This window comes from Streptomyces pseudovenezuelae (genome assembly GCF_029892565.1).
Taxonomy (GTDB): domain Bacteria; phylum Actinomycetota; class Actinomycetes; order Streptomycetales; family Streptomycetaceae; genus Streptomyces; species Streptomyces pseudovenezuelae_A.
In genome coordinates this window covers 614,190-627,893 of record NZ_JARXVH010000006.1, presented here as the reverse complement: position 1 = coordinate 627,893, position 13,704 = coordinate 614,190, and the positions used below count along the sequence as shown (strand labels likewise).

General features: G+C 71.4%; 13 protein-coding genes. 7 read left to right on the top strand and 6 right to left on the bottom strand.

Translation table 11 applies throughout. From position 1 onward, the window contains the following. Positions 1 to 62 precede the first annotated feature (62 nt). A complete protein-coding gene (locus M2283_RS22790; RefSeq protein ID WP_280878172.1) occupies positions 63 to 668 on the bottom strand; it encodes a GTP-binding protein in 606 nt (201 codons plus the stop codon). A gap of 368 nt (positions 669 to 1,036) precedes the next feature. Between M2283_RS22790 and M2283_RS22785 the strand changes: the two genes are divergently transcribed. From M2283_RS22785 to M2283_RS22770, 4 genes are all read left to right on the top strand, one after another. Further along, entirely contained in the window at positions 1,037 to 1,879 is an 843-nt protein-coding gene (locus M2283_RS22785) for an IclR family transcriptional regulator (RefSeq protein WP_280878171.1), read from the top strand. A 162-nt stretch (positions 1,880 to 2,041) separates the two neighbouring features. Then, a complete protein-coding gene (locus M2283_RS22780; RefSeq protein ID WP_280878170.1) occupies positions 2,042 to 2,929 on the top strand; it encodes a 3-keto-5-aminohexanoate cleavage protein in 888 nt (295 codons plus the stop codon). 60 nt (positions 2,930 to 2,989) lie between these two features. Further along, positions 2,990 to 4,015, top strand: coding sequence for a 3-hydroxyacyl-CoA dehydrogenase NAD-binding domain-containing protein (locus tag M2283_RS22775; RefSeq protein ID WP_280878169.1), 1,026 nt, complete (start codon positions 2,990 to 2,992; stop codon positions 4,013 to 4,015). After that, on the top strand, positions 4,012 to 4,518 hold the full coding sequence (locus M2283_RS22770) for a thioesterase family protein (protein WP_280878168.1): 507 nt from the start codon (positions 4,012 to 4,014) through the stop codon (positions 4,516 to 4,518). Before M2283_RS22775 ends, M2283_RS22770 begins: the two co-directional genes overlap by 4 nt. Before the next feature lie 40 nt (positions 4,519 to 4,558). On the opposite strand, the gene M2283_RS22765 is transcribed toward M2283_RS22770, so the two are convergent. The 3 genes from M2283_RS22765 to M2283_RS22755 are packed head-to-tail and all read right to left on the bottom strand — an operon-like array spanning position 4,559 to position 8,307. Then, positions 4,559 to 4,954 carry a DUF742 domain-containing protein gene (locus M2283_RS22765; RefSeq protein WP_280878167.1) on the bottom strand — a complete coding sequence of 132 codons (396 nt, stop codon included), beginning with the start codon at positions 4,952 to 4,954 and terminating at the stop codon, positions 4,559 to 4,561. Positions 4,955 to 4,963: 9 nt separating this feature from the next. After that, a complete protein-coding gene (locus M2283_RS22760) occupies positions 4,964 to 5,398 on the bottom strand; it encodes a roadblock/LC7 domain-containing protein (RefSeq protein ID WP_280878166.1) in 435 nt (144 codons plus the stop codon). Further along, a complete protein-coding gene (locus M2283_RS22755; protein ID WP_280878165.1) occupies positions 5,395 to 8,307 on the bottom strand; it encodes a nitrate- and nitrite sensing domain-containing protein in 2,913 nt (970 codons plus the stop codon). Before M2283_RS22755 ends, M2283_RS22760 begins: the two co-directional genes overlap by 4 nt. 421 nt (positions 8,308 to 8,728) lie before the next feature. Here M2283_RS22755 and M2283_RS22750 point away from each other — a divergent pair, with 421 nt between their 5' ends. Continuing rightward, positions 8,729 to 9,313: a hypothetical protein gene (locus tag M2283_RS22750; protein WP_432423112.1), complete on the top strand. Its 585-nt coding sequence runs from the start codon at positions 8,729 to 8,731 to the stop codon at positions 9,311 to 9,313. Between the two features lie 108 nt (positions 9,314 to 9,421). Here the strand turns inward: M2283_RS22750 and M2283_RS22745 are convergent, their stop codons facing one another. Then, positions 9,422 to 10,612 carry an NAD(P)/FAD-dependent oxidoreductase gene (locus M2283_RS22745; protein WP_280878163.1) on the bottom strand — a complete coding sequence of 397 codons (1,191 nt, stop codon included), beginning with the start codon at positions 10,610 to 10,612 and terminating at the stop codon, positions 9,422 to 9,424. A gap of 76 nt (positions 10,613 to 10,688) precedes the next feature. Beyond that, positions 10,689 to 11,012 carry a bifunctional 3-phenylpropionate/cinnamic acid dioxygenase ferredoxin subunit gene (locus M2283_RS22740; protein ID WP_280878162.1) on the bottom strand — a complete coding sequence of 108 codons (324 nt, stop codon included), beginning with the start codon at positions 11,010 to 11,012 and terminating at the stop codon, positions 10,689 to 10,691. 450 nt (positions 11,013 to 11,462) lie between these two features. On the opposite strand from M2283_RS22740, the gene M2283_RS22735 reads away from it, so the two are divergent. Further along, a complete protein-coding gene (locus M2283_RS22735) occupies positions 11,463 to 12,293 on the top strand; it encodes an IclR family transcriptional regulator (protein ID WP_280878161.1) in 831 nt (276 codons plus the stop codon). A gap of 236 nt (positions 12,294 to 12,529) precedes the next feature. Then, positions 12,530 to 13,615, top strand: coding sequence for an S-(hydroxymethyl)mycothiol dehydrogenase (locus M2283_RS22730; protein WP_280878160.1), 1,086 nt, complete (start codon positions 12,530 to 12,532; stop codon positions 13,613 to 13,615). Positions 13,616 to 13,704 lie beyond the last annotated feature (89 nt).

The window sequence follows — 13,704 nt, the reverse complement described above, 5'->3', positions numbered from 1 at the left end:
CGCGTGCGTGCCGTCTCGGCTGCGGCCCGTACCCCGGTCGGCGAGGGTACGGGCCGTGCGCGTCAGGTGGTCACGGACTGACGGCGCTCCGCGGCGTACGCCATGGCGTGCTGGACGACTCCGATCAGGACCTCCTTGACGGACGTGCGGTCGCGCGCGTCGCACAGGACGAGCGGTACGTCCTCGTCGAGGTCGAGGGCCTGGCGGACGGCCTGCTCGGGGTAACGGGAGCTGCCCTCGAAGCAGTTGACGCCCACGACGAAGGGTATGGAGCGCCGCTCGAAGTAGTCGACGGCGGCGAAGCAGTCCTCCAGGCGGCGCGTGTCGGCGAGCACGACGGCGCCGAGCGCGCCCTCGGAGAGCTCGTCCCACATGAACCAGAACCGTTCCTGCCCGGGCGTGCCGAACAGGTACAGCACGAGGTCCTCGCGGAGCGTGATGCGGCCGAAGTCCATGGCCACGGTGGTGGTGTTCTTGCCCTCCACGCCGCTGGTGTCGTCGATCGGCCGGCCGGCCTCGGTGAGCAGTTCCTCCGTGCGCAGCGGCCTGATCTCGCTGACCGCGCCGACCAGGGTCGTCTTGCCCACGCCGAAGCCACCGGCCACCAGGATCTTGAGCGTGACCGGCTCGACCGGGGGCTTGCCGCGCTCAGTACGCCCGAACATCATCGTTCTCTTCTCCTGCTTGATGGGGGGAGCCTGCTTCAGGGGACGGAGAGGTGAGCAGGCGGCCGTCCGGGCGGCGCGCGACGACATCGGTGCAGGTGCCGTCCCGGTCGACCCAGAGCTGCCAGCAGGTCACGTCCGTCTCCCCGATCGCACTGTTCGGAACCGTCTCCGCAGGCGGGTGGCCGACTTGCCGCAGAGAGGTGTCGACGATCGGTCAGATCATAACGGGCGAGCCGCTTCGACGCCCGGTCCGTGCCTGACGACCAGGACATCGCGAATGTTCGTATAGCGCAATGGCCGTACGGATGGTGAGAAGGTGGGGACGGCAGTCAGGTAGGTCAGGAAGCGATCACCAGGAGCCCGGGACGATGCCTACGTCGAAGCCCCAGCGCAGCACCGACAGCGACGCCGACAGCGACACGGACGAGGCGCCCCCGGCTGCCGAGCGCAGCGGCGGATCCGCGGGCAGGGTCCAGTCGTTGGAGCGGGCCATCACGTTGCTGGAGGCGACCGCCGACAGTTCGCCGGACGGCGACACCGCGGCCAACCTGGCGGCGCGGTGCGGGATCAACCGCGCCACGGCCTGGCGGCTGTTGTCCACACTGGAACAGTCCGGGCTGGTGGAGCGCAGCCCGGTCACCAACCGCTACACGGTCGGCTTCGCGGTGGCCCGGATGGCGTCGGTGGCCGGCTTCGACGGGCTGATCCGCCGGGCGCACGGCACGTTGCGCCGGGTCAGCGAGCAGACCGGCGATACCGCCAACCTCGCGGTGGTGCGGCAGTTGGGGCTGACGTACATCGACGAGGTGACGCCGCCGGTGGTGCTGAGCGCCAAGTGGCTCGGTCGGCAGGCACCGTTGCACGCCACCTCGACGGGCAAGGCGCTGCTGGCCTGGCTGCCCGCGGAGGAGGCCGAGTCGCTGCTCACCGAGCCGCTCACGGCGTTCACGGACACCACGGTCACGGACCGGGGCCGCCTGGCGGCCGAGTTGGCGGAGACGCGGGAGCGCGGGTACAGCGTCTGCGTCGGCGAGATGGAGCGAAATCTGTACGGGGTCTCCGCGCCGGTGTTCGGCAACCGCACGCGGCCGTTCGCGATCGTCAGCATCTGGGGACCGCAGGACCGGGTGCCCGAGTCGCGGTTCGCGGACCTGGGGGTGCTCGCGCTGGGGGCGGCGGACGAGATCGCGCGGGCGGCACGGGCGGTGTGAGGCACAGGCGTTGAGAGACAGGGGGGCGTGCAGGCGGAGGTTGTGCGAGGCGCGGACGCTCCCGACAGGGGCGGTCTTGACGGCAGGGTTCCCGGCGTCGCATGTTCGTATGGTGCGACGGTTGTTCACAAAGTGAACGGCAGAGAGAGGAACCCGCGCCCCATGAACCAGGACGTCATCATCACCTGCGCCCTCACCGGCGCCGGCGACACCGTGCGCAAGAGCCCGCACGTGCCCGTCACCCCCGAGCAGATCGCCGCGTCCGCCGTGCAGGCCGCCGAGGCCGGTGCCGCCGCGGTCCACATCCACGTACGCGATCCCGAGACCGGGGCGCCCTCGCGTGATCCGCGCCTGTACCGCGAGGTCGTCGAGCGCATCAAGGAGACCGGCACCGACGTCGTCATCAACCTCACCGCCGGCATGGGCGGCGACCTGGTCCTCGACCCCGAGGAACCGCTGAGGCACCTCCCCGGCACGGACCTGGTCGGCGGCCTCGAACGGCTCCCGCACGTCGAGGATCTGCTGCCCGACATCTGCACCCTGGACTGCGGTTCCCTCAACTTCGGTGACGGGTCCAGCCTTTACGTCTCCACGCCGGACATGCTGCGCACGGGCGCCCGGCGGATCCAGGAGCTGGGCGTGCGACCCGAGTTGGAGATCTTCGACACCGGACACCTGTGGTTCGCCAAGCAGTTGCTGGCGGAGGGGCTGCTGGACGAGCCGCCCGTGTTCCAACTGTGCATGGGCGTTCCGTGGGGCGCGCCCGCGGATCCCGGTGTGCTGCAGTCGATGGTCAACTTCCTGCCGGACGGCGCCCAGTGGGCCAGCTTCGCGCTGGGCCGGATGCAGATGCCGTGGGTGGCGCAGTCGATCCTGCTCGGCGGACACGTGCGCGTGGGCCTGGAGGACAACCTCTATCTCGGCAAGGGCGTCAAGGCGACCAACGCGCGGTTGGTGGAGCGGGCGGTGACGATCGTCGAGGCGCTCGGGGCGCGGGTCGCGACGCCGGACGAGGCACGTCTCAAGTTGGGCCTGAAGCCGCGCGGTTGAGTGCCGTACCGCTCCGCCGGGCCGAACCGGCGCCATCCCCATCCCCGTTGAAGGAGCCCGATGACGGAATCCTCCGCGCCCTCGAACGCATCCGCCGCCACTCCACCCACACCTCCGGCCACCCCCGTACCTCCGGCCACCCCCGAAGACGTACGCCGAGTCGCCTGCGTCGGCGCCGGAGTGATCGGCGGTGGCTGGGTCGCCCACTTCCTGGCCCGCGGTTACGACGTCACCGCGTGGGACCCGGCCCCCGACGCCGGGACCCGGCTGCGGCGGCTCGTGGACGCCGCCTGGCCCGCGCTCGAACAGCTCGGTCTCGCCGCCGACGCCTCGACGGACCGCCTCACCACCACCGCGACGCTCGAAGAGGCCGTGTCCGAGGCGCAGTTCGTGCAGGAGAGCGCCCCCGAGAAACTGGACCTCAAGCGCGAACTGCTCGCCGAACTCGACGCGTTGACGCCCGCCGGGGTGGTCATCGCCTCGTCCACCTCCGGTTACCCGATGACGGACATGCAGGCCGAGGCCGGCACGCCCGGTCGGCTGGTCGTCGGGCACCCCTTCAACCCGCCGTACCTCATCCCGCTCGTCGAGGTGGTCGGCGGCGAGCGGACCGACCCGGCCGCGGTGCGCTGGGCGTCCCGTTTCTACGAGGCCGCGGGCAAGTCCGTGATCACCATGGACCGCGAGGTGCCCGGGTTCATCGCCAACCGCCTCCAGGAGGCCCTGTGGCGGGAGGCGTTGCACATGGTCGCGAACGGTGAGGCGACCGTCGGCGACATAGACCTGTCCATCACCGAGGGCCCGGGCCTGCGTTGGGCGATCATGGGGCCGATGCTGACCTTCGCGCTGGCGGGCGGCGAGGGCGGAATGGCCCACATGCTGGACCATTTCGGGCCTTCCCTGAAGTCCCCGTGGACCCGGCTTGAGGCGCCCGAACTGGACCGGGCGCTGTACGACGCGGTGGTCACCGGCTGCGACGACGCCGCCGACGGCCGTGCGATCGCCGACCTGGTCGCCGAACGCGACCGGGGCGTCATCGCCGTACTGCGCGCGACCGGGCGGCTTCGGCAGGACGGTGCCGCATGAGCCTCCCCCTGTTCCGGGAGACCGTGCGGCCGGAGTGGATCGACTACAACGGGCATATGAGCGAGGCGTTCTACGTCCTCGTCTTCGGCTTCGCGACGGACGCGCTGATGGAGCGGACGGGGCTGGATCCGGCGTATCGCAAGAGCACCGACTGCTCGCTCTACACGGTCGAGTCCCACATCCGTTATCTCCGGGACGTGCCGGTGGAGGCCCGACTGGCCGTGCGTACGCGGGTGTTGGGGGTGGCCGGGAAGAAGGTGCGTCTCACGCACGAGATGTACGTCGTCGCGGACCCGTCGGCCGAGCCGGGAGCGGATGCCGCGCCGGCCGCCACCACGGAGTTGCTCGCACTTCACGTGGATCAGAGTGCGGGTCGTGCGACTCCGTTCCCCGACGCCGTCCGCGATCGGCTCAACGGCCTCTCGGAATCGGCTCCTTGGTGGGCCGGCCGTTCCGTGGCGTCGGTGGGGTCGGAGGGGGAGGTGGCTCGCGGACCGGGGTGATCGGCCCGGTCCGTGAGCCATTGGGGCTTCGGGGGCTCGCTCAGAGCGCCCGGAGGCCGCTGATCACGTCGCGCAGGATGCTCTCGTCCGGGAGTTCGGCAGGGGGTACCGGCCGGGTCACATGGACGAACTCGCCGCTCACGAGGTCGCCGATGAGCACCCGGACGACGCCGATGGGCAGGTCGAGTTCGGCCGCGAGTTCGGCGACCGACTGCGGTGTGTCCCGGCACAGGCCGACGATGTCCACGTGTTCCGGGGACAGCGTCGAGTCCCCTTCCGGGTCGTCGGCCTGCGGCTCGGTCAGCACCACCGCGATCAGGTCGAGGCGGTGCTGGCCCGGGCTGCTGGTACGGCCGCGCGTCATCGCGTACGGGCGGACGACCGGCCCGGCGTCGTCGTCGAACCAGTGGCTTCTTCCCTGACCGTCAGAGCTCATGACATCTCACTACCCGCCCGCGGGCGAATCGGTGCGCGGAGCGGCGCCAAGATGTACACCGACCCGCTTCACGAGGAGTGTCATCTCGTACGCGACCTGGCCCACGTCCGAATCCGCGTCCGCGAGGACCGCGAGGCAGCTGCCGTCGCCGGCGGCGGTCACGAACAGGAAGGCCTCGTCGAGTTCGACGACCGTCTGCCGGACGTTGCCTGCCTCGAAGTGCCGGCCCACGCCCTTGGCGAGGCTGTGGAAGCCGGAGGCGACGGCGGCGAGGTGCTCGCTGTCCTCCCGGGTCAGGTCCTGGGACACGCCGGTGGGCAGGCCGTCGCTGGACAGGACGAGGGCCTTGCTGATGCTCGCGACGCGGTCCACGAGGTCGTCCAGGAGCCAGTTGAGCTCGCCGGACTTGTTCGCGGTGTGGCCGGTCGCCTTCGGTGCGGTCATCGACCGTCCCCCTTCGTTCCTTGTGGTGCAGTGCCGCTGTGGGCGTCGTCGTCCGCGGCATTCTCCTCGCGCCCGCGCTGCCAGCCTCGTTGGAGCGAGGCCATACGGCTGCGTACCTCGTCGGCGTCGCGCTCCACGGGCTCCGCTCTGTCCGCGGTGCGCCGGACGGGGCTCTGCTTCAACTGCGGGGCCAGGTTGGCCTGTCGTACCCGCCGGGGCAGCGCGCCCGTGCCGGCGGTGGTGTCCTGTCCGGAACCTGCACGGGTGCTCCGACCCGAATCGGCGCCGGTCGCCTGCTCGTTGCCCTCGCTCCCGGCCCCGATGGCGGGCGGGCGCTTGCGCAGGGGCAGGGCGAGGGTCTCGGGGGTTTCGCCGGGGCCGTCGTGTCCCGTGGGCGCCGGGGACTCGGGGCGGTCGGGTCCGCCGGGGCGCAGCGGCGAGGCGCCGCGGCGGCGGGTCGGCAGCGGCGGTGCGCCGTGCTCCGTCGCCGGCCAGGTTCCCCGGCCCGTCAACGGTTCATCGCCCCGGCGGCGGGCCGGCAGCGCGGTGTCCGTCTCGCGTCGTCCCGGGCCCGCCGAGGGGGCGTCGTCCGCGTCGTCGCGCCGGGGCCGCTGTCCGCCGACCGGGCGGCCGTGCGAGCTGACCAGCTTGGGCGCGCCGCGTCGGGGCAGCGGGACCAGGGGGTTGCCGTCGTCGTCCGTGTCACCGTCGCCCGGCTCACCGGACTCGGCGCCCTCCTGGGGCCGGCCGTCATCGGCGAGGGTGATGGCGGAGCGGCGGGGCCGGAACAGCCCTCCGCGCTCGTTCGCCTCGTCGTCGAGCGGGTCCGGGAAGTCTTCGATGGCGTCCAGGTCGACGGGCGCCTCCAGCTCGACCGGGCCGTCCAGGAGCGCCGCCGGCAGCCCGGGCCGCGTCCCCGGCATCCCGGAGAGAGCGGTCCGGCGCCCGTCCTCCAGCGCGACCTCCTTCGTGGAGTGGGGCCGGTCGAGGCGGAAGCCGATGCCGTTGGTGTCCGGGATGTCGTCCGTCAGCAGCGCGTCGGGGATGAAGACGACCGCGGTCGTGCCGCCGTACGGCGAAGGCTGCAGGGAGACCCGGACGTTCTGGCGCTGGGCGAGCCGGCTGACCACGAAGAGGCCGAGCCGGTCGGTGTCGGAGAGTTCGAACTCGGGGGTCTCGGCGAGCCGCAGGTTGGCGTCCAGGAGGGCGTCGGCGGCCATGCCGAGGCCGCGGTCGTGGATCTCCAGGGTGAAGCCGTTGGCGACGCGCTCGCCGAGCACCTGGACTGCGGTGTGCGGCGGGGAGAACACCGTGGCGTTCTCCAGGAGCTCGGCGACCAGGTGGGTGATGTCGGCGACGGCCGGGCCGGTGACGGCGACCCGGGGCAGCCGGCGCACCTCGATGCGCTCGTAGTCCTCGACCTCGGCGACGGCGGCCCGCACGACGTCCATGAGCTGGACGGGTTTGCGCCACTGCCGGGAGGGGGCCGCGCCGGAGAGGATCACGAGACCCTCGGCGTGCCGGCGCATACGGGTCGTCAGGTGGTCCAGGCGGAACAGGTCGGCGAGTTCGTCGGTGTCCTCGGTCCGGCGTTCCATGGTGTCGAGCAGGGTGAGCTGCTTGTGCAGCAGGACCTGGCTGCGGCGGGCGAGGTTGACGAACACCTCGGAGACCCCGGCGCGCAGTTCGGCCTGCTTGACGGCGGCCTCGACGGCCGCGCGCTGCAGGGTGTTGAGGGCGTGGCCGACGTCGCCGATCTCGTTGCGGTCGTACTCCAGGCGCGGGACCTCGGTCTCGACGTCGACCTGCTCGCCCGTGGACAGCCGGCGCATCACGCTGGGCAGCCGGACGCCGGACGCCTCGTGGGCCTCCAGGCGCAGTTGCCGCAGGTCGCGGATGAGGCCGCGGCCGACCCGCACGGACAGGAACAGCGAGAGCAGCAGGGCGACCAGGCCGAGTACGCCGCCGATGGCGACCTTGGCGATGACGCCGACGGCGACTGGGCGCACGCGGTCCTGATAGCGGTCGTCGGCCCGGTCGTTGAGGGTGCCGAGCTCGTTCAGGACGCTGCCCGCGGCGGTGTCCCAGTTCTGCGCGGTGACCTCGCGGGGTGCTCCGGACCCGCCCTTGGCAGCGGACTGCTCGGCGGTGCGCAGCGGGGCGGTCTCGGCGTTCTTCCAGAACCGCTCGTAGCGCGCGCGTTCCGTGGCGGGCAGCAGCGGCAGGTTGACCTCGTAGAGCAGGTCGCGCTGGGCCACGAGGTCGGAGACCTCACGCAGTTCGGCGCGCGAGGGCTTGCCCACGACGAGGGCGGAGCCGAGCAGGGCGTCCTCGCGGGAGAGCAGTTCGCGGGCGCGGGCGAGGTTGGCCAGCGCGCGGTACTGCTTGTCCATCTCCACGTTGTCGACGACGTGGAGGTTGGTGAGCAGGACGTAACAGGGGTCGACCAGGCGGTTGTAGAGGCCGAGGGCCTGGGCCCGGTCGATGGTGCCGTCCTCGACGCTGCGGCGCAGGGAGTCGATGCCGTCGAAGGCGTCGAGTGCCGCGCTCAGGTGTTCGCCCGTGCCCTGGCCCATCGCGTCGCGGACGTCGGGGTCGCCCGCGTTCTTGCGGATCTTCGCGACGGCCTCGTCGGTGGCGGTCCGACTGCGCCTGAGATCGGCGAGCCCGTCGGAGGCCCTCGGGTCCGCGAGATAGACGAGGCTCTGCCGCCGCTCCTGCTGCAGCACGCGGACGGTGTCCTCGATCGGGTAGCCGATCTTCTCGGTCACGTCCGAGACGTTGAACAGCTGCTCCGCCTCACGTCCGGTGAGGATCGTGGCGAAGGCCCAGATCGCGGTCAGCGAGACCAGCGGCACGAGAAGCAGCGCCACGATCTTCCGGCGGATGGACTTCCCGCGAAAGCGCATGGCCTCCCCCAGCTCGACCCCCGCCGGCCGGGGGCACATATGTACGTCAACAAACGGCGCGAGCCTACTACCGTCACACACGTATCTCGAAGACCGGTCCGGAAGCTGAACTGCCGTGCGGGCGGCGAGACATGGGGAGTTGTCCGGTGATGGGGGGATGTCGGCTCCCGCAACGGCTCGCTGGACGCCGAAAGTCTTTCACCGTGCGCACGCGAACACTTGGCCGGATTTTTTCGCTCGCCGGGAATCTTGAGGACGTGCCGTTCGTCCTTGTCTGTGAGAAATGGGGGGCGGAATCGGCTCCAGGAGCCGCTTCCTGCACCCCGGCAGCGTAAAACAGCGCAAGCCGGGCAACCCAGAGGGGAGCCGTGCCGTCTGACACGGCGCGAGGGGTCTGCCGGCAGTGGGGAGTGACACGGTGATGGGCACGGCGGAACGGCGCGAGGCGCCCGGGGACGACCTGGGGACGCGCCTGAAGGTGCAGCGGGGCCCGGAGGCGTCGGATTACGACATTCCGAACGGCGCGCGCGAGGCGCCGATCGGACCCGACACGGAACAGCGCACGGTGTACGTCACAGGGGCGGACCGGGTCGCGGAACCGGTGCAGTCTGCCTACCAGCCATTGTGGATCGAGGAGCCGGCCCGGCGGCGCCGGATGCCCGACCCGGTCCGCACGTCGGCGGTGCGGGCGGTGATCATCATCGCCGTGACCCTGATCCTGGCGATGGTGGCCTTCTTCTGCACCATGGCCGGATCCTGGATGGCCTTCCCGATGGTCATCAGCGCCGTCGTCAGCACGGTGGTGGCCACCTGGGGCGCGCTCGACATCTGGGTGACCCGCCAGGTCTGGAACCAGCGCAACGGCGTGGTGTCCATTCCCAGCAGCACCGCCCGCACCCTGCGCCGCGAGCGCCGCCGGGAACGCCGCCAGGCGAGGGCGACCGAGCGGTCCCAGGCCCGGATACGCAGGCGGGGCGGCAACGCGGGGCAGCTGTCGCACTCTTGAGATCGGGTTCCCTGCGGGGCCAGGCGTGAGGGCGGGTTCCCTCCGGGGGCGGGGCAGCTGTCCCGGGCCCGGAGGGCGAGAGTCCGCCGCCGTCAAACGCACGTGTCCTCAAAGCGCCGCAGGCTCCTGCCGCGCCTCGCTCTCCCCGCGCGTGAGTTCGCGGCGCGCCCGCATGAAGGGGCGTGGTCGGTCCATGGACAGGACGGCGGTCGTACGGCCGTTCCGTTCGTAGAGGGCGAGGAAGCCGTCCTCGGGCGGTGTGCCGTCGGTGAGTTCGCCCTCGGTGATGCGGACGGTGTCGCCGTCCTGACGGCGGCCGGCGAACTGGATGCGGGCGCCGTACTGATCCGACCAGAAGTACGGCAGTGAGCGCACGGTCCGCGTGGTGTGCCCGGCGAGCAGGTTGGCCACGGCGACCCGGGGCTGTTCCGTCGCCGAGGTCCAGTGCTCGGCGCGGGCTCCGCCGACGCGGGCCACGTCACCGACGGCGACGACCTGCGGGAGCGAGGTGACGCAGCCGTCGTCGCACAGGACGCCGTCGTGCAGGGCGAGCGTCGAGCCCGCCAGCCAGCCGGTGTTGGGGGTGGCGCCGATGCCGACGATCACGATGTCGGCGGGGAGGGTACGGCCGTCGGACAGTTCTACGGCGGTGACGGCCACCGTGCCTCGAAGCCCGGCCACTCCGGTCCCGGTGATCAGGTCCACCCCGCCGCGCCGGTGCAGGGCGGCGCACACGGCGGCCATCTCGGCGCCGAGTTGGGGCACGAGCGGGAGCGGGGCGGCCTCGACGACGGTGACGGTGTGGCCGAGGGCGGCACAGGAGGACGCGGTCTCGGCGCCGATGAATCCGCCGCCGATCACGACGACTTGGCGTGAGCCCCGGGTGAGTTCCGTACGCAGGGCGCGGGCGTCGTCGAGGGTGCGCAGGGTGTGGACGCCGGCCAGGTCGTCGCCCGGCAGACGGCGGGCGCGAGCGCCGGTGGCGATGACGACGCCGTCGGTGGAAACCGTACGGCCGCCGTCGAGAAGCACGGTACGGCCGCGGGCGTCGAGTCCGCGGGCGCGGGTGCCCAGCAGCCACTCGGCGTCGAGTTCGCCGGTCTCCTCGGCGTCGGTGAGCGCGAGTTGGTCCTCGTCGGCCCGTCCGGTGAGGAAGTCCTTGGAGAGAGGGGGACGGTCGTACGGGCGGTGGGGTTCGTCGCCGACGATCACCAGCCGGCCGTCGAAGCCCTGGGCACGCAGTTCCCGGGCGGCGTACAGGCCGGAGAGGGAGGCGCCGACGACGGTCACGGTCCTCATGCGGCACGGCTCCTCTCGGACGTCCGTGGGGACGCCGGCGCGTACGAAGCCGTCGTACGCCACGCGTTCGGGGTGTTCATGCGGCGGTGCCCTCCTGCGCGGCGAGGTGGACGTGGACGACACCGTCGTCCACGGTGACGCGGTGGGTGCGGACGGGGCGCCGGGCCGGGAGGCAGGTCGGCTGCCCGGTACGGAGATCGAATGAAGCGGCGTGCAGCGGGCATTCGACCAGACACCCCTCCAGCCAGCCCTCGGAGAGAGACGCGTCCTGGTGGGTGCAGGTGTCGTCGATGGCGTACAACTCGCCCTCGTCGGTGCGGAACACCGCGACGGGCGGGCTCGTCTCGACGCGGACGGACTCGCCCTGGGGGAGGTCTTCGAGGCGGCAGACGGGAATCACGGGCCCCCCTCTCGGTCCGGGACACTCGGTCCGGGACCTGTGTGGTCCTGGCGGATGCGGATCAGGAGTGCGGTTCGGGAGTGCGTTTTCAGGAGTGCGGACCTTCGTCGGCCCGGCGGCGATGCGGGCGCCGGGTCAGGCTCGGCCCGGCGGTGAAGCGCGCGCCGGGTCACGCTCGGTCCGGCGGTGATGCGGGCGCCGGGCCGGATGCGGCACGGCGGTTCGGCGGGTGCCGGGGCGTCTTCGGTCCGGCGGCCGGGATGTGCCGGACCTTCACAGGTCCGGGCGGTCCGGCCCCCTGACGAGGATCGGACGCTTCGGTAACATGAAGTTTCGTATAGCGCACGAACCCGCGCCATGCGCAACAGAATCCGGTCGGGACAACCGTCGCGTCAAGGGTTTCCCGAAGATGCGGCCCAAAGATGGCCGTCAGGTGGTGAGAGTTGACCCATGACCCGTACGCAGAAGCAGGCTGACCGTGGCGAGGAGCCCTTCGGAAACTCCGAGAAGCAGAGCGGCAGAGGCACGGCCAGCGCCGTCCAGTCGGTGGACCGTGCCGTGAGCGTGCTGGAGATCCTGGCCCGGCACGGAGAGGCGGGCGTCACCGAGATCGCCGACGAGCTGGACGTGCACAAGTCCACCGCCTTCCGACTGCTCGGCGTCCTGGAGAACCGCGGCCTGGTCGCCCAGGCCAAGGACCGCGGCAAGTACTACCTGGGGGCGGGTGTACTACGCCTGGCGGGGGCGGCGGCAGTGCGCCTGGACATCTCGCAGGAGGGCGTCCCGGTGTGCCGGGAACTCGCCGACGAGCTGGGCGAGACCGTGAACATCGCAGTCCTCGACGAAGACGCGGCCGTCAACATCATGCAGGCCCGCGGCACCGCGTCCGTGACCGCGCAGAACTGGCTCGGCCGGCGCACCCCTCTGCACGCGACCTCCAGCGGAAAGGTGCTGCTCGCGCACATGTCGCCCACCCTGCGCGAGGGTCTGCTAGCCCGCTCCCTGCCGCGCTTCACCGAGCGCACCATCACCGGGTCGTCGGCGCTGCGCGGCGAGTTGGAGGCGGTGGTCGAGCAGGGCTACGGGCTCACCATCGAGGAGCTGGAGCTGGGGCTCACCGCGGTGGCGGTCCCGATCCGCGCGCACGACGGCAAGGTCATCGCCGCGCTCAGTGTCTCGGGGCCGATGTACCGGCTGGGCGGCGACCGGGTGCCGGAGGTGGCCAAGCGCACGGTGGCGGCGGGGGCCGACCTGTCCCGCCGTATGGGGTACGGCTTCTGACCGACCCCGAGACAGACACGCAGTCGCCCCCGGGACAGACACGTACGAGAGCCGATCAGCGGCGCGGGACCGGAATCTCCTGGTCCCGCGCTGCTGTGTATCCGGCAGATTTCGGCCGCCCTGTTCCTTTTGCCAAGGCTTAACGCCCACCTCTTGACGGCTCCATGACGGCGTTCTCAATATGTTCCTCATCGCGCAACCCATCGTGCACTGCGCAACAGCAGAGGAGCTTGGTCGTGCCCCACGAGGTCCGTGCCGTAGTCGCTGTCAAAAAGGGCGCACCCGTCGAGGTGCAGACGATCGTCGTTCCCGACCCCGGTCCCGGAGAGGTCCTCGTCGCCGTCCAGGCCTGCGGTGTCTGCCACACGGATCTGCACTATCGGGAGGGCGCGATCAACGACGACTTCCCCTTCCTGCTGGGCCACGAGGCGGCCGGCACGATCGAGGCGGTCGGCGACGGCGTCACCGATCTCGCCCCCGGCGACTACGTCGTGCTCGCCTGGCGCGCCCCCTGCGGCAGTTGTCGCTCCTGTCGCCGAGGCCGCCCCTGGTACTGCTTCGACTCCCGCAACGCCACCCAGCCGATGACCCTGCTCGACGGCACCCCGCTCAGCAACGCCCTCGGCATCGGTGCCTTCGCCGAGAAGACGCTGGTCGCGGCCGGGCAGGCGGTGAAGATCGACCCGGCGGCACGACCCGAGGCCGCGGGCCTCATCGGCTGCGGTGTGATGGCCGGCTACGGCGCCGCGGTCAACACCGGCAACGTCGGGCGCGGTGACTCGGTCGCCGTCATCGGCTGCGGCGGCGTCGGCAACGCGGCCATCGCGGGCGCCTGTCTCAACGGCGCGATGAAGGTCATCGCCGTCGACATCGACGACAGGAAACTCGACCAGGCGGAGAAGTTCGGCGCCACGCACACCGTCAACTCCCGTGGCACGGACCCGATCGAGGCCGTCCGCGCACTCACCGACGGACACGGCGTCGACATCGCGATCGACGCCGTGGGCCGCCCGGAGACCTTCACCCAGGCCTTCTACATGCGCGACCACGCGGGACTGCTCGTCCAAGTCGGCGTCCCCTCCCCCGAGATGAAGGTCGAGCTCCCCCTGATCGACGTCTTCTCGCGCGGCGGCGCCATCAAGTCGTCCTGGTACGGCGACTGTCTGCCGAGCCGCGACTTCCCCTATCTCATCGACCAGTACCTGTACGGGCTCCTCGACCTCAACGCGTTCGTGTCCGAGACGATCGCCCTCGACCAGGTCGAGGAGGCGTTCGCCAAGATGCACCGGGGCGAGGTGCTGCGCTCGGTGGTCGTCCTGTGAACACCGTCTGAACGCCCCGTCCCCTGACCCCCAAGCCCCGCCCCAAGCCCCGCCCCGCTCCTCGCTTCACCCCATCCCGCGCTTCACCT